Origin of the sequence: Rhizobium hidalgonense (assembly GCF_002914525.1) — a bacterium.
Classification (GTDB): domain Bacteria; phylum Pseudomonadota; class Alphaproteobacteria; order Rhizobiales; family Rhizobiaceae; genus Rhizobium; species Rhizobium hidalgonense.
In genome coordinates this window covers 1-17,745 of sequence record NZ_LODW01000088.1, presented here as the reverse complement: position 1 = coordinate 17,745, position 17,745 = coordinate 1, and the positions used below count along the sequence as shown (strand labels likewise).

Sequence of the window (17,745 nt, the reverse complement as noted above, 5' to 3'; positions counted from 1 at the left end):
CGACCGTCGCCCGGTCGTCGGTCACCGTCGCATCGACGACGATCGAAGCCGCATCGTTGGCGCCGGTGAGCGAGATCGAGACATTTGCCTCGCTCAGCGTGCCATTGCCAAGTCGTATCGCGTAGACAAAACTATCTTTGAGGAGTTCACCGGCATTCAGCGTGTTGATATCCGCGCCAGAGCCCGCGATACCGCTTCCATCGCTCAGACGGTATTCGATCTTTCCATTGTTGATCCTGACCCAATTGCCGAGCAGGCTCTTCTCCCAGGCAGATGCCCCATTCGCTCCGACGTCTTTCGCAAGAAGCTCATAGTCGGCGGTAATGGGATTGCCATCTCCGTCGTCGACGGAGAAGAGCGATTTGGCGTTCCCGCCAAGATCATTCGACATCACGTCAAGGGTTATGGTTTTGGTGGCCGCATTGTAGAGCTGGAGACTGAGCAGCTGGTCTTCCGTCCAGATGTAAGAGTCATTATTCGCCTGCGGCGTATTGCTGAAAGAAGTCGTGCTGCCACCGCCGGTGCTCTGCGTACCCATAAAAATACCCCCATAACTCAAAACAAGTAACCAGGTATCGACTCAAGATCAATCAGACCGACAGGACATGATATAACGCGCCGCCGCGCCGGTATTGCCGACAACAACGCCCAATTTTCTTAAATCACAACCGGAATACTCCCCACTCCTAATAAAGTGTTAACATATATACTTTGAAATGGAAGATGATTTTCTTGAAATAGTAAATTTCTCTCCGAATTTGCTACGAGAGAGGCTCTTGTCAGCGCAGCGCTAGCCACCGGCGGCGATCCAGACCGGATCGCCGGCCTCCCCTTCGGTACAGTGCCGCTGATTGGGCGGCGGTAATCGCGGAGGCCGACGCCGCAGGTGCAACGACGGCGCGCCGATCACTTCATCGGGATGTCAGAAACTGGTTGTTCCGGAACGGCTTTCTACAACGAAGCCAAACTAGGGGCTGCAAATGTCCGGCGAAGCCGAAAATGATGGCGCAACCGCCACCGTTCCAGTTCAGAACGCCTCGGTAATTGCCCCGGCGTATTCCCTCTGGCTATCTTCGCTGCTTGTCGCACGCGAGACGGTCGATCAGAGCGCGGATTAGCTTAACAACCGATCGATCGCCGTCGGGCCGCCCCCAGCCACCCTGGGGAACGCTCAACTCTCCGCCCCCATTCCGAGAATATTAGCGGAATGACGGGCGGAAGCAGAGGGCCGAGCGATGAGCGGACCCAGCAACCGACTGCGCGGGTCTGTGCTTCAACCTGGTGCAGCTTATTCGTTGATATTCGGTTCGACCACCCGAGCGAGGTTTTTCAGCGACTCCTGCCAGCCGAGATAGCAAGCCTCGGGCGGGATAACATCGGGCACGCCTGCCTGGGTGATCTCCACCTCGGTGCCGACCGAGACCTTCTTCAGCGTCACAGTGACCTCCATTTCGCCGGGCAGGTTGGGGTCGTCGAACTTGTCGGTGTAGCGGACGCGTTCGCCGGGGACGAGTTCGAGAAATTCGCCGCCGAAGGCATGGCTGTTGCCGGTCGTAAAATTGCGGAACGACATTTTGAAGGTGCCGCCGACGGCCGGCTCCAGATGATGCACGGTGCAGAGGAAACCGTTCGGCGGCAGCCATTTGGCAAGCGCGTCCGCCTCGATGAATGCGCGGTAGACCTTCTCCGGGCTGGTCGCGAAAACGCGGTGCAGGCGTATGGTGTTCGGCATGTTCGTGATCCTTTTGAATGGATGGAATGGACGAACCTAGGACGGGTGTGGTTTGCCCGATCCGACACCGGATCGAACTTTTCTTCAAGAAAAATTGCCGGCGCGGCTAAGTCGGTGTGTCCCGGCGAGCGGCTCAGCCGGGCATGCCGTCGAATTGCGGGAGATCGAGCGGGCGTGCCCATTTCAGCCGGCGCCTAGTGAACATTTCGACCGCCGGCTCGATCAGTTCGGGCCGGTCAAGGCTGCCGAGCGTCACGAAGACAAGGCCGGGAAAGCTTTCCAGGTTGCTGCTGAACAATCTGGCGCCGCAATCCGGGCAGAAGTTGCGGTCCAGCCCTTTGCCGGAAGCGGCGATGTAATGAAACGCTCTCGGGCGGCCGGCGACCAAGGCAAAATCATCCTGCGGTACGGCGAAGAATGTCGCCGCCTCGCCACCCGACGCCTTTTTGCAATCCAGGCAATGGCAGTTGGCGATAAAGTTCGGGTCGATGTTGAATGCAAATTTTACCGCGCCGCAGGCGCACTGTCCCGTATATTTGCTAGTCATATCAGGTGTCCCACATCCCGAGTCCGAACGTCTTGCGATTCCGCCTCCTCTGGGCCGCGGTGGTCCCCAGGGGCCGAAACGCCGAATTCCTAGCGGCTAGGCCGCGCCCTGCCTTTGCAAGGCAATGAGCAGCGTTTTAGCTGCCTGGCTTGAGGAGGCCGGGTTCTGGCCGGTGATGAGCAGGCCATCCTGGACGACATGCACGCCCCAATCCGCGGTCTTCGAAAACTTTGCGCCCTGTTCTTTCAGCACGTCCTCGAGCAGATAGGGAACAACTTCGACGAGGTGCATGGCCTCTTCTTCGGAATCGGTGAAACCCGTCACCGCCCGGCCCGCCGCGATGGGCTTGCGGTCGGGTGCCTTCACATTGGTGAGAATTCCAGGCGCGTGGCAGACGAGCGCCACGGGTTTTCCCGCCGAAAGCATATCCTCGATGAGCGCCAGCGCATAACGGTCGTTCGTCAGGTCCCAGAGCGGTCCATGGCCGCCGGGAAAGAACACGCTGTCATAGTCGGCTTGGTTGATGTCGGACAGCTTCAAAGTGTTGGCGAGCGCCGCCGTTGCGGCTGCATCTTGTTCGAACCGCCGCGTCTGTTCCGTCTGGAAGGCCGGCTCGTTGCTCTTCGGATCGAGCGGCGGCTGGCCGCCCTTTGGCGAGGCGAGTGTGATGCCGACCCCGGCGTCACGGAAAACGAAGTACGGGGCCGCCAACTCCTCGAGCCAGAATCCCGTTTTCCTGCCGGTGTTTCCCAATTGATCATGCGATGTCAGAATCATGAGTATTTTCATTGCTCAGCTCCTTCAGCCGGTCGGCGGACAAAACCATCCGCATCCGGATTTACGGTGAAATACTGCCTGCAATCTCATGCTAAACGCGGGAAAACATAGATCGACCGCCCCCGCGACACAAGCTCTCCGTTTGCGGGAATTGGCGTGCGTAAGCCTCTGTGAGATTTGAGGCTAAGGTGTATGAAGAAGAAACGACGTCGCATAAGTCCATTCGAGGGACCTGGAAAGTGAGCAAGCCGAATTACCGGGACATCGCCCGCCATGCCGGCGTGGGAACAGCAACGGTCGAGCGGGTGCTGAACGGGCGTGGGGGTGTTCGCCCGGAATTGGTCGAGAAGGTCATATCCGCCGCACGTCGCCTGGATTACCCGCGCAAGCTTCCCGAAACCCACCGCGGCCTGCTGCGGATAGAAGTGCTGATGGTTCGCCCGGAGACGAGCTTCTACCGTCGGCTTTCGCATGCTTTCGAGAGAATTGCCGCCACCCTCGATCCCTTGGTCGTCGTGCATCGCAGCTTCACCGACGAGATGAACGCCGAGGGGATCGCACGACGCATACTGTCGACCGACCTTTCCCGGGCCGGGCTGATCCTTGCGGTGCCGAGCAGCCCGGCGATCAGTGCCGCGGTGGAGAAGGTCAATGCGCAAGGTCTGCCGGTCGTCCACGTCGTCACCCGCGCTTCCGAGCGCGTCGGCGAATTCGTCGGCATCGACAATGTCGCCGCCGGCCGGACGGCCGCGCTCTACATCAGCCGCATGGCTCCACGGACCGGGCCTGTCGTTGCGATCTGCCATCCGATCTATCAGGTGCATCGCGATCGGATCCGCGGCTTTTCAGCCTATTTTCGGGACTATCCCAGCGCCTCCAGTTTCGGATGGCTGGGATTTGGCGGTGATGAGGAGCGCCTCAGCGCCGATCTCCTGCGGTCGGCGCTGGAGGTCTATCCCGACCTCGCCGGGCTCTACAATGCCGGCGGCGCCAACGCCGCGCTGATCGAGGTGCTGCGCCGGCATCCGCGCGGCCGCGAGGTATTTTTTGTCGGGCACGAACTGACCGATTACACGCGGACGGCACTGCAGGACGGCGTCATGGATGTGGTGCTGGACCAGGCGCCGGAGGCCCAGGCGCGCCGGGCGCTGGATCTCGTTCTGAACAGAATCGGCTTGACCGATATCAAACCGGACCAGGCACCGATCCGTTTCATTACCATCACCAAGGAAGCGCTTTGATCTAATCAGATCAAGGAAGGCTTCGGCATTCTCCGGCACCCCTGTTAGTCTCGCGGCACCAGAGAGATGCAGGCGGGCGCGGAAACATCCGGCGTCCGGAGGAGATGCCAATGGATGACCTGAAATTCGGCAAGCGCAACAAGCGCGGCGACTGGGCGCCGGACCAGCCGGCCGAGACCGCGCCGCTGTTTGCCTTCCCGCCGCGGCTGCGGGCGGTGCTGAAATGGCTGCCGCATTATTTCCTTCCCTGGAACCTGATTTTTGCGCTTTCTGCGCTCGCCTACTGGGCCTGGATCATTCCGCCGGTCGAGACGATGCAAACGCTCAGCCTTGGCTGGATCGCCTGGCTCTGTGCGGTAAACGCCATCGCGGTCTTGTTGTTCTACGGCGCCTTCGAACTGCAGCTCTACGTGTTGAAGCGGCAGGAAAACCGCTTCAAGTACAATGGCAAGTTCCCGGCCGACACCAAGAGCAAGGCCTTCTGGTTCGAAAGCCAGAACCTCGACAACATCCTGCGCACCTTCCTGTCAGGCGTGACTATCTGGACCGCCGTCGAGGTCGCCATGCTCTGGGCCTATGCCAATGGCTATGCGCCGTGGCTGAGTTTCACGGAAAATCCCTGGACGGTGGCGCTCGTCGCGCTCGTGGCGCCGATCATTCACGAATTCCACTTTTTCTGCATCCACCGACTGATTCACACGCCTCTCCTCTACAAATGGGTGCACTCCGTCCACCACAATTCGGTGAACCCCTCGCCCTGGTCGTCGCTGTCGATGCATCCGGTCGAGCATCTGCTCTATTTCGCAACGGCCTTCTACCACCTGCTCCTGCCCTCCAACCCGATCATCATGCTCTACCAGCTGCATTATGCGGGCTTCGGGGCAATTCCCGGCCATGTCGGCTTCGACAAGGTCGAGATCGGCAAGGAGAAACTGGTCGATAGCCATGCCTATGCGCATTACCTCCACCACAAATATTTCGAGGTCAATTACGGCGACGCGCTGATCCCGCTCGATAAATGGTTCGGCACCTGGCACGACGGCTCGCCCGACGGCGAAGCGCAGATGCAGGAACGCTACCGCAGGCGGAAGGAAAAACTTGCGGCCCGCAAGGCCCGCCTGGAAGTCGGAGGGGCGGCCGAATGACCTGGGTTTCCGCTGGCAAACTCGACGACATCGAACAGGAAGGGGCCATCCGCTTCGACCATGGCGGACGCAGCTACGCGATCTACCGTGGCCCGGATGACAGCGTCTACTGCACCGCCGGCCTCTGCACCCACGAGGCGATCCACCTCGCCGACGGATTGGTCATGGATTTCGAGGTGGAATGCCCGAAACATTCGGGCGCCTTCGACTATCGCACCGGCGAGGCATTGCGACTCCCGGCCTGCGAGAACCTGAAAACCTACAAGGCCGAAGTGGTCGACGGAGAGATTCGCGTGGCCCTCGGTTAAAGCCTGTCGCCCGGAAGTCCGCAGCGCTTTAGGCCCTTTTTCTGTCCTCACGAGCGCCGGACGCTCTTTCCACGGAGAACACATGGACGGTATCGTCATCATCGGTGCGGGCGAAGCCGGCACCCGGGCAGCCTTTGCCCTGCGCCAGGCGGGTTATTCCCGGCCTGTGACGCTGGTCGGAGCCGAGCCTCATCTGCCCTATGAACGGCCTCCGCTATCGAAGGCCGTGGACGATGCGGTGCAGATGAAGCTGATCTGCGCGGCAGAAGCGCTGGAGACGGCCGGCATTGCCTATCTCAAGGGCCTGTCGGCCACCGAGCTGGATGCCGGTGCTGGAAGGGTGCGCTTGAGCGACAGCCGGCTGCTGCGCTACGAAAAGCTGCTTCTGGCGACCGGCGCGCGGCCGAGACGGCTGACATGCCCCGGTGCAGCGGGAGCACACGACTTCCGGACCCACGCCGACGCCGAAGCGATCTTTTCCCGTGTTGCGCCGGGCCGGAGCGTGGCGATCATCGGCGCCGGGCTGATCGGGATGGAACTTGCAGCGGTCCTGCGCGGAAAGGACGTTGCGGTCGATGTGATCGAAGCCGCGCCGAAACCTTTAGGCCGCGCCGTCCCCGCCCGCTTTGCCGAAAAGCTGCACGCCAGACATGCTGCGGAAGGTGTGCGCTTTCACCTCGATCGCGGCGTTGCGGCGATCAGCGACGACGGCGTCACCCTGACCGATGGCAGCGTGGTGCGAGCCGATCTCGTCGTCAGCGCCATCGGCGTCCTGCCCGAGATCGCCTTGGCGGAAGCCGCGGGACTGGCGACGGGCAACGGCATTCTGACGGACGCCTGTCTTCGCACCAGCGCAGCCAACATCTTCGCCGCCGGCGATTGCGCGGCGGTCGCCCGACCCGGCGGCGGACATGTTCGCTTTGAAAGCTGGCGGAACGCCAGGACGCAGGCCGAGACCGCCGCGCGGAACATGGCCGGCGCGGCCGAGATGTTTGCCGCCCTCCCCTGGTTCTGGTCCGACCAGTATGATCTCGGCCTGCAGGTGGCGGGGCTGCCGCAGCCCGCCCATCGGATCGTTCTGCGTCCAGCCGCCGGCGGCGAGCTTGAATTCTATCTGGACGATGGGCGTCTGGTGGCTGCGGCGGGCCTCGGCATCGGCAATAGCCTCGCCAAGGATATCAAGCTTGCCGAGATGCTGATCGCCGCAGCCGTCAGCCCCAGCCCCGCTGAACTGGCCGACCCCGGCATAAACCTCAAAACGCTTCTGAAGAGCGCGCGGGCCGCATGATGCAGAAGCTGCTGATCTTCCAGTCGCTCTGGGCCATGGAACACCGGCATACGGATGGGGTCGAGCGCACACTCGACGAGAATATCGCGATGATCTCAGAGGCGGGCTTCGACGGCATCAGCGCGCACTACACCAACCGCCGAGAGGTCGTTGCCCTCAGCGAGGCCATCCGGGGCACCGGACTGAAGATCGAAGGGGTCTGCTTCCCCAGATGCGTCGAGGATCTGCGTCTGCCGCTGGAGCTGGCGGCCGAGTTCCCGGTCAGCCACCTCAACCTGCAACCCGATATCCGCCCGCGCCGCATCGACGCCTGCCTGCCGCTTCTCGATGGCTGGATGCGGCTCGCCAGAGATGCCGGCATTCCGGTGTTCATCGAAACACATCGCGACAGGATGACCGCCGACCTGTTCTTTACGCTGGATCTGCTCGACCAGCGCCCCGAACTGCCGCTGCTGGCAGACCTGTCGCATTTCCTTGTCGGCCGCGAATTCGCCTTTCCGGTCGATGAGGAAAACCACGTTTTGATCCAACGCATCCTGCAGAACGCCCACGCATTTCACGGGCGGGTTGCCTCATGCGAGCAGGTGCAGATCGAGATTTCCTTTCCGCACCACCGGCCCTGGGTCGATCTCTTCCTTCAGTGGTGGGAGTATGGTTTTCGCCACTGGCGATCACGCGCCGCCGATGACGCCGAGCTGATCTTTACCTGTGAGTTGGGTCCCAAACCTTATGCGATCACGGGCAGAGACGGCAACGATTCGACAGACCGGTGGGCGGAGGCCCTGGCGCTTCGGCAGATGGCGCATGAGCTCTGGGCCGCCACTGCCTGAATCCCGTTAAATCAGCCTCCCGATTGTGGAAATCCCTTGTTGGATCAGTATAGTTGTGTCCTAAATCGCAAGCGTGTCGGCAGAGGTTTGGGATTGTTAATCAGGAGTGCCTAATGTAAATCTTGACGAGTACAAGTTGTGCGACAGTTGATTTGCTAGGATATCTGGTTAGGACATTCGACTCGGAGAGGCTGGAAGATGCGGAAAATTCGTGCGGCCAGCTCGGCCCTCGGACAAACACAGGCAGAAGCTTCGAGTTCGATCGACCGGCTTCTGTTCTTTGACCGCGACTTCAATCCCATCGAGGATTTCCTGGGCAATGATCTGCCTGCTTCCGTCAAACCGGCAGCGTCACTTTGGGAGCATTTTCCACAGCTGGACAAATCGGCGATTACGCTCGCTTTCCGCTCATTGGATGAAAGTGTCCAGCCATTGCGAATATCGGGCGATCTGGGCGGGCCCGGGGCGCACGGGCTGACGATCTATCGGATCGGAGATCTGTTTGCCGTGGTCCGCTCCGATGAGCTTGTTGACGATGAGCGGGCAACTCTTCTGCATCTGGCGACCCACGATCCGCTGACGGGATTGCCGAACCGACGCCAGTTCAGCGACGACCTCGCTGAACTGTTGCAGGAGACGGCAGGTTCGGATGAGACTCTGTCTCTCATGCAGCTCGACCTGGATGATTTCAAGCCCGTCAACGACACGCTTGGGCATCCGGCCGGTGACAAGCTTCTTCAATTTGCTGCAAGGCGGATTCAAGACTGCCTGACCAGTGATGACAGAGCCTATCGCCTGGCGGGCGACGAATTCACGGTGATATCAAGGGGCTCGGGGCATCCGGCCAAAGCTCACCGGTTGGCGGAAGCTTTGGTTGCCGCGTTCAAAAAGCCCTTCACGATAGACGGCATCGCGGTCTTTGTCGGCACCAGCATCGGCATATCGACCGCTCCTCCGGATGGGACAAGTCCGGAGGAACTGATGAAGGCGTCGGACCTTGCGCTGTATGCCGCCAAGCAGGAGGGGCGCGGTCGGCCGAAAGCCTATGATCCGGAAATGCTCGAATTGCTGGAGCAACGCGAACTGCTGCGCCGCAGCCTGCGCATGGCTCTGGTCCAACAGCAATTCTTTGTCGAATACCAGCCGATCTCCGAGGCCGGCAGTGTTGTCGGCTTCGAAGCATTGCTGAGATGGAACCATCCCCTGCTTGGAAAAATCCCACCGGCCTCATTTATTCCGATGGCCGAGGCTGACGGGTTGATGCCTGATATCGGCGCATGGGTTTTGGAGCAGGCATGCCGCGAGGCGATGAACTGGCCGGAGAACTACGTCGTCGCCGTCAATTTGTCGGCGGCTGAATTTCTGACCAGCGGCCTCACGGATCGGGTATCGCAGACGCTGGACCTGGTCGGACTGCCGCCCGAGCGTCTGGAACTCGAGATCACCGAAAGCGTGCTGCTTGAGCGGACGGTCAACAACATCGACACGCTGAATACGCTCAACGTGCTGGGGATACGAATCTCGCTTGATGATTTCGGCACCGAATATTCTTCCCTGAGCTATCTGAAGACATTCCCTTTCGACACGATCAAAATCGACAAATACTTTATCACCGATCTGGAAAGCGATCCGAAAAGCCAGACGATCGTCCGCTGTATCGTGAACCTCGCACATGGTCTCGACATGCAGGTGACCGCCGAAGGGGTGGAGACGCCGGCTCAGGCAGAATGGTTGCACAATGTGGGCTGCGACAGGCTTCAGGGCTATCTGGTGAGCAGGCCGCTTCCGGTCGAGGCGATGGGCGAGTTCATCAACCGGGCGGAAACATCCGTTAGCCACGCGCTGGTATAACGAACGAGAGATTTTTCGCCGTGCTTTTTGAGGAAATCTGACGCTCCAGACAAACTGATGGAGGCTGTATTGGAAGAGCAAGCATCTGGCTTCGATGACCATGCATTGGCGCCGATGGTATCGCTGGAACTGAATGTTGCGATGTTCAAATCTCAATGGCAGTTTTGCGACAGGATTACCGAATATCTCTCAGACATTCTCGGCCAGAGCCACAGCGATCCGGCTCGATATTCGAATTTTCTTTCCGTCGCGGCCAACGAGCTCATTGAACTCGCCTTCCGCTCGACGGGTGAGCCGGGAAGGATCAGTTTCAGTCTCTATCGGAGCGCGACGTTCAACCGGCTGAGAATTGCCTTTGCCCGCGAGGACCGCGAGAGCACTGGTATAAGATCAACTGAACGCCCGTCTCTCGCGGGCGCCGGGTCCGACCTGAAGTCCGACGGGACGATTTTGCTCAGAGAGCTGGCAACCATATTCCGCGCTGCTATCCGGATTGAGCAAGACGGCGCCCACGGCATGCAAATCATCGCGGATTTCCCCTCGACCGAGGACTTTCAATGAACCTGCTTGCCCGCCCCTTCACCGTCCATTTCGATCCGACAAATCAGGAGCTGTTGCTGTCCGGCAAGATGCGGCCCGAAAGTGCAAACGAGATCGCCGATGCGCTCAAGCTGGTGCGGCAAAGTTTGGAAAAATACAGCGGCGTCATTTACCTGAATGTCAAACGTCTGACGCACATCAACATGACGGCCTTTACAGCCCTCTCCGATATTCTGAAGGCACACTGCCGGACGCGGCCGGATCGGAAGATTATCATCATTACGTCGAGCGTCGTCGCCTGGTCGACTTCGTTGTTCCAAACCCTGGCGGCAGCACAGCCAAACCTGTCGGTTGAAGTCTACGATTCGGCCTTTTATCCGGGCCAGAGCTTTGTCGAGGATGAGAGCTTCATTCCCATTCTGCGCACCCAGACGAAGATGACCTGGAGGCACGAACGCGAATTGCTGCCGCGCCATGGTTTGCGCAACGGTCTTGTGATGGCGGATATCTGTTGCGGAATTGGTGATTTCGCTGCATTGGTTCAACGGGAATTCAAACCGGAACGGCTTGTGGCGCTCGATCATTCCGTACGCAGCCTCGAATATGCCCGCAGGGTCGCTGCCGACTTCGATCTGCAGGGGATAGAATATACCTATGGCGACGCTTCTCAGATGCTGCTTCGCGACAATCAATTCGACTTTGTGACCTGCCGACATTCGCTGCAGATTTTCAACCGTCCCGAGATGCTGCTGCGGGAGCTTTACCGCATCTGCAAGCCCGGCGGCCGCGTCTACATCACCAACGAGAAAAATTCGCATTGCCTGGGCGAACCGCATGCCGAAACGATAAAATGGACATACGAGGAAGTCGCCAAACTGTTCAGGCACTTCGACATGGATGTCGAGATGGGACCGAAAAGCCGCCATCTCCTTGCCGATGCGGGGTTCCATACCATCAAGGTCGATTGCTTCATGGTCACCAACCTTGACGGGGATCCGCAGGACTTCGCCGACATCATCGAAGCCTGGGAAAATGTCTACGCCGGCCAGATGGCGGTCCGGCGCGGCGACTCGCTGGAATTTATTCGCAGGTTCCGGCAAGGATTCAAAGATCACGTCTTCGCCGCCCTTCACCCCAAAGGTTATGCAGGCTGGCCGATCTGGGCGGCCTCCGGGCGAAAGCCACTGTGATGGAGGGGAAATCATCGAAGAGACCGGCAGGAATTGGCTTTCGGACAAAGTTCATCCTGGTCGTCGGCGGAGCCGTCCTATTCGACTTGCTGGTCAGCGGTGGGCTGGCGCTGTGGAACGTCCAGAGGCTGTCGCGTGACGCAACGCTCGAGGTCGGCCAGGGTCTCGAAGCGGCAAGCCAGGAATACATCCGCACCTATGCGGATTCGACCGCGGCACAGGTGAGTTTGCTGCTGCGGCAGGTTCACAGCGACGTCAGCACGCTGGCAGGCGTGCTCCAGGCGCAGATCGACGATCCCGCGCGCAATTCGGACGTCGGCGCGGCAATCGCCCGCACATCTCCCGGCAGCGTCAGCCTTTCCTACGATCAGCAGGGGAAGTGGTCTCAGAACGCTCCGGGCTCGGTCTCGGTCGTGAGCGTCTGGGGTTACCTGCTCGGAGAAGACCGGAAGCCAAGACCCGACGTCGAGAGCGATATCCGGACGAGTGCGGTTCTGGATCTCGTTGCGCCGAGCCTGCTGCAGCACGGTTCTTCGAAACTGCAGATGTATTACATCGGCTCGAAAGAAAGGCCGATCTTCAGAACGGCGCCCTATACCGACCAGGCCCAGACCTTCGACCGGCTTTATCCGGGCCACAACGAGGCCAATTTCTGGGATTTCTTTTTCCCGGGACTTTACGAATCCTGGCAGGGCTGGGCCAAGGATATGAAATCGCGGCCAGTCGCGGGCGACATCACCCAGACAGCGCCCTATACGGACGCCATTACCGGGAAGCTGATCGTCAGTTTCTTTCATCCGCTCTGGACAGCCGACAGGCAGGATGTCGCCGGGACGGCCGGCGCCGATATCACGCTCGACCAGCTGGCGCAGACGGTTGAAAATGTCAAAGTGGCGCAATCCGGCTTTGGGTTTCTGGCCATGTCCGACGGCAACGTCGTTGCGATCAACAGCACGGGCGAAAAAACCCTCGGCCTGCGTTCCGCGAGCGATCCGAGCGAAGCCGGCGCCTTGACCGGCCTGGAGCGCTCCCTGAAGGGAAGCTCGCAGCCTGCAATCGCCAAACTGGCTCTTGACCGCGAACAGGGCATTCAGCACCTGCTGTTGCAGCAGGACGGCAACGATGTCCCCTATATCGCTATCGTCAAGAAACTGCCGGCGACCAATCTCTGGGTCAGTGGACCGGTTCGGCAAGAGGCGATGTTGCTGGGGGTGGTTGTACCCGAGCGAGAAATCGATGCCTCGCTCTATGCGGCCCAGGCCAAGATTTCCGAAGCGACGAACCGGATCGTGCTCTACCAAATTCTGGCGATCCTGATGTCGCTGCTGATCGTGACGATCGCGGTCTTTGCGGCTTCGAAACGAATAACCAGCGGAATCAGCGCCCTGGCAGGGGCCGCCAAACGGATTCAGGCGAAGGATTATTCGGTCAGAGTGGCCATCTCAAGCAGGGATGAAGTCGGTGAGGCCGGTGAAGCCTTCAATCGCATGGCCGAAGAGATCAGCTATCACACCGAAAATCTCGAGCAGCTGGTCGAAGAGCGAACCGCTCAGATCGAAGATGCAAAGGAAGAGATTTCGACGCTGAACGCACAGCTGCAGCGAGAAAACAGACGTCTTGGAACGGAACTTGCCGTCGCCGAGAGAATCCAGCTGATGGTTCTCCCGCTGGATCAGGAGCTCGATGACTTTCAGGCGCTCGAGATCGCGGCCTATATGAGACCGGCAGAAGAAGTCGGCGGCGATTATTACGACGTGTTGAAGAACGGCAGCCGGTTGAAGATCGGCATCGGCGACGTGACCGGACACGGGCTGGAAAGCGGCGTGTTGATGTTGATGGTTCAGTCCGTCGCCCGCGCCCTGCAGGAAGCCGGAAATACCGATGCAGTGAAATTTCTCACAACTCTCAACAGCGCCCTGTTCAAAAATATCGTCAGGACGAAAATCGACAAACACCTCACCCTGGCGTTTCTTGACTACGACGGAAAAGAGATGATCCTGTCGGGACAACACGAGGAAGTTGTCGTCGTGCGGGCGAACGGCGAGGTCGAGCGCATAGACACCATGGATCTGGGCATACCCATCGGGCTGGAGGCCGATATATCGGCCTTCATCAAGACCCGTGAAATCGCGTTCGCAAAGGGGGACCTCATACTCTTGCATACGGATGGTGTAACGGAAGCCGAAAACGACGCCGGAGAATTGTTCGGCATGGAACGGCTCTGCCGCGAGGCAGTGCGCTTGAAGGATCTGAGCGCTGAGAAAGTCGTTGCCGAAATTGTGGCGACACTGATGGGCTTTATCGGATCGCAGAAGATTTATGACGACATCACGCTACTCGCAGTACGGCATAGGTGAGACATGCCTCCGACGGTTTACGGCATCGAATCTCTGAGCGACATAAGCCTGGATTCGGGCACGCGCCTCACCTTGACGGACGGACCGCTCGAGCTTGGATGGAAGCACTCCGGCATGACGGCCGACTTCATAGCGGAAGTCATGGCCTTAAGGTATTCGCGTTCGAAGAAAGAATATATGCAGGCGCATCATGACATCGGATACCTCAGCAACGAGCTGATCGAAAACGCCGTCAAGTTTCGACAGCCCGGTGAGATCCTCATTGAAGCCGGCATATCCGAGGGGAGCTTTTTGATACGGGTGAAGAACACCATCGACGGCGAGACAGCCTCGCGCTTTCAACAACTGTTGCAGCGCCTGCAATCGAAGGATCCCGGGGAACTTCTTCTTGAGCAAATCGAAATCAACGCCATATCGTCTGCAAATGGTTCGGGCTTGGGCTTGCTGACGCTTCTCAGCGATTACGACGCAAAAATGGCATGGGCATTCGAAGAGAATAATGATGAGCATATCATACTGACGACGACTGCGGCCGTGGCGATGCCGCCCTCCTCCAATCCGTGAGTGACGAATGGAAATCAGCGACGAAAACTTCCGTGTATGGGCGGAGCAAAACGAAGTCTATTTCGACGGCGTATTCCGGCTGGCCGGACCGGACGCCTATGCACCAATCTATTCATTGATCTCCGGCCTGCTCCACGACGGGCACAAGCAGGTGACGTTCAATCTCACGGGTCTCGAGTTCCTCAACTCCTCCGGCATCAATCTCCTGGCCAAGTTGACCATCGAAGCCAGAAAGATGGGCGACCTGCTGCTGGTCGTCAAAGGCACGCACCAATATCCCTGGCAAGCCAAATCCCTCCCAAACCTCAAGAAGCTGCATCCGCTTCTTGATTTGCGCTTAGCGTGAGTTGGGGGCGGCGCCTTAAGGCGGTGACCTCTCCCACCCTCATTCCTGTGCTCCTCGGGGCTTTGCCCGAGGGATGTCACAGGAATGCGGAAGAGACGTGGGTGCCGGCCATATTCTAGCGACCGCACCCCTGCCGCTCGATCAATCCTTCCGCGTCGACCCCGGGCTGGCCGCCCGCCCCGCGCTCCGTCATGCTCGGCCTTGAGCCGAGCATCCACACGACACCCACCGGCGCCGTGGCTTGGATCCTCGGCTCAAGGCCTGGGATGACGGAGAGTGGGGCTGGCTTTCTCGCCAAACTCGCGGGCCTGCAAAGCACGCAGCGTCTGGATTTATCAGGGCCGGCGCACCTCTCCACCTCGTCAAGTCAGCTTGGCCGGCTAATCTTCTAAGACCATAGCCGGGGCCCTGGACTGGACCTCAGTCCGATGTGCAATTCGCGATCCAGGTCTAATCTTCACAAATGCTTACGTCGTGAATACGCACGACGACTGTTGATCTGATCCGGAGGAAACGATGCGGATAGCAACCTTAGCGTCCCTGGCTGTGCTCTCGATGGCTCTTGCCGCAGGTCCGGTCACGATTGCCGGTATTGATATGGCCGCACTGGCGAAGGACGGTGGAAACGGTGGTGGCAATGGCGGCGGCAACGGTGGGGGTAACGGCGGCGGCAATGGCGGCGGCAATGGAAACAGCGGCAGCCATGGCGGCGGCAACCACGACGGCGGCAACCACGGCAGCGGCAACCAGGGCAACGGCTCAGGCAATAGCGGCTCCAAATCCACAGGCATGAAAGGCAAGTCTTCCGAAGCGGAAGGCAAGTCCAAGTCGACAAAAACAGACAAGGTCGCCGCCACAAAGGAGAAAAACCTTTCGGCGCAGCTTGCGGGCCTGAACTCATTGAAGCGGAATTACAGGGCGTTGATGCATACGTCGGACCCACGCATGACGGCCATCTCGGCCTATGCCGTGGCTTATGCCCAGTATGAAATCGACAACGGAGTCGAGCCCTCAGCTGCTGACCCCCTGCTCGGGGACGCAGCGCTCGAGGACGCATTGGCTTCCGCAACGAAATCCGGCCAGGTAAGCCCGGCAGTCCTGGCTGAGGCCAAGACCATACTCGGCGTCGGCGATGCGAACGGCAAGATCGATCAGATCCGCAGCTCGCTGGAGAACGCCGCGCCGGCGACGTCAGACGAATAGCCACCAGTGGGTTGCGTGAGGTGCGCGGTTAATCGGTTATGCTGCGCACCAGACTATGAGAGCATTTCCGTCCTTGTTTAAGTAACGGAATGCTCTCTTTTTTTGCCAATTTGGCACCAAAGCCTCTTTGCTGGAACCGAACCTCTGAGCAATCGCCTGCAGTGCGATGCCCTGTCGGTCATCGCCGATACCGAAACCGGCAACGCATCTCCGGCAAAACCGTGCTTGCCTTCTGAAAGCGCAAGGGTCTGGCCTCGCCAACTTCCGCGGATTCGCCGCCAATACCGGACGTTGCGGTTGTCACATGGCTACTCTACGCTTGGTGTCAAAGCCGGGAGGCCGTTGAATGGCACAAGTGATTTTTCTGCACGGGGCATCGAGCAGCGGCAAATCGACCATTGCGAAGGCGCTCCAAAGGCGTATCGAGAAACCGTTCTGGCATATATCGATCGATCATCTGCGTGACGCCGGCGTGCTTCCCACCGAGCGCTTCAAAAACGGCGATTTCCGCTGGACTGACGCTCGGGCGGCCTTCTTTGACGGATTTCACGGATCGCTAAAGGCCTATGCTGACGCCGGCAATGATCTTATCCTCGAGCACATTCTGGACACCGAGGGGTGGCTGGAAACGCTTGCCGATCTTTTGGCAGAGCATGATGTCTTCTTCGCCGCGGTGCACTGCCCGATCGAGCTTTTGATTGATCGTGAGGCTGCCCGAGGTGACAGGCCGATAGGCAGCGCCAAGCGGGATTACGAGACGATACATATCGGAAAAAGATATGATATCGAATTGCAATCCGAAGACAGCACTGAGGCGAATGTCGAGAAGCTGCTGATCACATGGAGAACTGGCAACCGCTCATCAAGTTTCGTCGAAGTGAAGTCTGCTTAGCGTCAACGGTGGCCATCAGCCGAGTCGGCAACATCCTCGTCATGCAATATACGCCCCCTCACCGCCCATGAACTGGTATCGTGATCCGGGTGCTGGTTGTTGCTCTGCTTGATTGCCGCGGCCCACTCGGCGCCGTTGCTTTCGGTGGCACCGGTATTTTCTATGCCCGTGATCGTATCGAACCATGGGACCATGTTCTCGGTGCAGGTATTGGCATGTGGCGAGAAGGCATGCGGATCGTCAAGCGCACCGATCATCAGGTTGGTGCGGCCATTTTCGAGGTGGTGGAAAAACAACGGCGTGCCGCAATTGGCGCAAAAGCCACGCTCGACAAGCTGCGAGCTCTTCCAGATGCTGGGCTTGCCGCGTGTCCAGGTGAGCGCATCATCCGGCGCGGCGACGAGCGCGGCAAAGATATTGCCCGAGGCTTTCTGACACATGCGGCAATGGCAGAGATGCGAATTGTCGAACATGGCGGTGGCGTGGTAGCGCACGGCACCGCACTGGCAGCCGCCGCTGACCTGCATTTCGAGGCGTTTCATTTCTTCTCCTCCTTCACGAGGCGGATTGGGCTTAATCTCTTTTAGGTTGTTCTTTTTTGATCGTCCAGCGTCGGCGGCCGATGAATGCAGGAAGCGGCATTGCGGCGTGTTTCGAGGCTCCGCCCTCTCGGGCTGCGCACCTCAGCATGAGGAGGTTGGAGGGTGCCGCTTCGGGCGAGAACGGTGCCCCAACGCCCCTCATCCCTGTGGCCTCAGGGTTTTACCCGAGGGATGTCACAGGGATCCAGCGCGCCCAAGTCCTTGGGCGCAGGAGACTCGCATCTACCCCTAGCTTGAGTCAATCACGGCGCGGACGCGCCGTGGCTGGATTCCTGTGACGAGCACAGGAATTGTCTCTCAAATCTGTGCTTTACTGCAGGGGAAGCTGGGAT

At 59.3% G+C, this 17,745-nt stretch carries 19 protein-coding genes; 14 read left to right on the top strand and 5 right to left on the bottom strand.

All coding sequences use genetic code 11. From position 1 onward, the window contains the following. Positions 1-538 (bottom strand): VCBS domain-containing protein (locus tag ATY29_RS27425; protein ID WP_202973656.1); only part of this gene is annotated, 538 nt, incomplete at its 3' end. Positions 539-980: 442 nt separating this feature from the next. Here ATY29_RS27425 and ATY29_RS37040 point away from each other — a divergent pair. Continuing rightward, the gene (locus tag ATY29_RS37040; protein ID WP_165779454.1) at positions 981-1,118 is read left to right on the top strand and encodes a hypothetical protein; all 138 of its coding nucleotides are present in this window, start codon (positions 981-983) and stop codon (positions 1,116-1,118) included. A 170-nt stretch (positions 1,119-1,288) separates the two neighbouring features. On the opposite strand, the gene ATY29_RS27420 is transcribed toward ATY29_RS37040, so the two are convergent. The 3 genes from ATY29_RS27420 to ATY29_RS27410 form a co-directional block, all read right to left on the bottom strand. Continuing rightward, positions 1,289-1,732: an SRPBCC family protein gene (locus tag ATY29_RS27420; RefSeq protein WP_025416505.1), complete on the bottom strand. Its 444-nt coding sequence runs from the start codon at positions 1,730-1,732 to the stop codon at positions 1,289-1,291. 133 nt (positions 1,733-1,865) lie between these two features. Then, positions 1,866-2,279 (bottom strand): GFA family protein, encoded by a 414-nt coding sequence (locus ATY29_RS27415; protein WP_003564550.1) that lies wholly within the window; start codon positions 2,277-2,279, stop codon positions 1,866-1,868. A 96-nt stretch (positions 2,280-2,375) separates the two neighbouring features. Further along, the gene (locus ATY29_RS27410; protein ID WP_003564551.1) at positions 2,376-3,068 is read right to left on the bottom strand and encodes a type 1 glutamine amidotransferase domain-containing protein; all 693 of its coding nucleotides are present in this window, start codon (positions 3,066-3,068) and stop codon (positions 2,376-2,378) included. 227 nt (positions 3,069-3,295) lie between these two features. Here ATY29_RS27410 and ATY29_RS27405 point away from each other — a divergent pair, with 227 nt between their 5' ends. The 13 genes from ATY29_RS27405 to ATY29_RS27345 all read left to right on the top strand — a co-directional run bounded on the left by ATY29_RS27405 (position 3,296) and on the right by ATY29_RS27345 (position 16,811). Beyond that, on the top strand, positions 3,296-4,297 hold the full coding sequence (locus ATY29_RS27405; RefSeq protein WP_097537455.1) for a LacI family DNA-binding transcriptional regulator: 1,002 nt from the start codon (positions 3,296-3,298) through the stop codon (positions 4,295-4,297). Between the two features lie 110 nt (positions 4,298-4,407). Beyond that, positions 4,408-5,442 carry a sterol desaturase family protein gene (locus ATY29_RS27400; protein ID WP_097537454.1) on the top strand — a complete coding sequence of 345 codons (1,035 nt, stop codon included), beginning with the start codon at positions 4,408-4,410 and terminating at the stop codon, positions 5,440-5,442. After that, positions 5,439-5,750: a MocE family 2Fe-2S type ferredoxin gene (locus ATY29_RS27395; protein ID WP_097537453.1), complete on the top strand. Its 312-nt coding sequence runs from the start codon at positions 5,439-5,441 to the stop codon at positions 5,748-5,750. Before ATY29_RS27400 ends, ATY29_RS27395 begins: the two co-directional genes overlap by 4 nt. Before the next feature lie 82 nt (positions 5,751-5,832). Next, positions 5,833-7,038 (top strand): NAD(P)/FAD-dependent oxidoreductase, encoded by a 1,206-nt coding sequence (locus ATY29_RS27390; RefSeq protein ID WP_097537452.1) that lies wholly within the window; start codon positions 5,833-5,835, stop codon positions 7,036-7,038. Then, the gene (locus ATY29_RS27385; RefSeq protein ID WP_164895992.1) at positions 7,035-7,868 is read left to right on the top strand and encodes a sugar phosphate isomerase/epimerase family protein; all 834 of its coding nucleotides are present in this window, start codon (positions 7,035-7,037) and stop codon (positions 7,866-7,868) included. Before ATY29_RS27390 ends, ATY29_RS27385 begins: the two co-directional genes overlap by 4 nt. A 198-nt stretch (positions 7,869-8,066) precedes the next feature. Next, positions 8,067-9,719 carry a putative bifunctional diguanylate cyclase/phosphodiesterase gene (locus ATY29_RS27380; RefSeq protein WP_003564557.1) on the top strand — a complete coding sequence of 551 codons (1,653 nt, stop codon included), beginning with the start codon at positions 8,067-8,069 and terminating at the stop codon, positions 9,717-9,719. A 69-nt stretch (positions 9,720-9,788) separates the two neighbouring features. Further along, complete coding sequence (locus ATY29_RS27375) at positions 9,789-10,280, top strand: hypothetical protein (RefSeq protein WP_003564558.1); 492 nt, start codon at positions 9,789-9,791, stop codon at positions 10,278-10,280. Continuing rightward, entirely contained in the window at positions 10,277-11,449 is a 1,173-nt protein-coding gene (locus ATY29_RS27370; protein ID WP_097537451.1) for a class I SAM-dependent methyltransferase, read from the top strand. The genes ATY29_RS27375 and ATY29_RS27370 overlap by 4 nt, the downstream gene beginning before the upstream one ends. Then, positions 11,446-13,806: a SpoIIE family protein phosphatase gene (locus ATY29_RS27365; protein ID WP_037091367.1), complete on the top strand. Its 2,361-nt coding sequence runs from the start codon at positions 11,446-11,448 to the stop codon at positions 13,804-13,806. Before ATY29_RS27370 ends, ATY29_RS27365 begins: the two co-directional genes overlap by 4 nt. A 3-nt stretch (positions 13,807-13,809) precedes the next feature. After that, positions 13,810-14,370 (top strand): slr1658 superfamily regulator, encoded by a 561-nt coding sequence (locus tag ATY29_RS27360; protein WP_003564561.1) that lies wholly within the window; start codon positions 13,810-13,812, stop codon positions 14,368-14,370. Positions 14,371-14,377: 7 nt separating this feature from the next. Continuing rightward, the gene (locus ATY29_RS27355; RefSeq protein WP_003564563.1) at positions 14,378-14,716 is read left to right on the top strand and encodes a slr1659 superfamily regulator; all 339 of its coding nucleotides are present in this window, start codon (positions 14,378-14,380) and stop codon (positions 14,714-14,716) included. A 516-nt stretch (positions 14,717-15,232) separates the two neighbouring features. Next, on the top strand, positions 15,233-15,919 hold the full coding sequence (locus tag ATY29_RS27350; protein ID WP_025416513.1) for a hypothetical protein: 687 nt from the start codon (positions 15,233-15,235) through the stop codon (positions 15,917-15,919). A gap of 346 nt (positions 15,920-16,265) precedes the next feature. Further along, complete coding sequence (locus ATY29_RS27345; RefSeq protein ID WP_097537450.1) at positions 16,266-16,811, top strand: chloramphenicol phosphotransferase CPT family protein; 546 nt, start codon at positions 16,266-16,268, stop codon at positions 16,809-16,811. Between the two features lie 2 nt (positions 16,812-16,813). On the opposite strand, the gene ATY29_RS27340 is transcribed toward ATY29_RS27345, so the two are convergent. Beyond that, positions 16,814-17,353 (bottom strand): GFA family protein, encoded by a 540-nt coding sequence (locus ATY29_RS27340; RefSeq protein WP_097537449.1) that lies wholly within the window; start codon positions 17,351-17,353, stop codon positions 16,814-16,816. Positions 17,354-17,745: the final 392 nt, after the last annotated feature.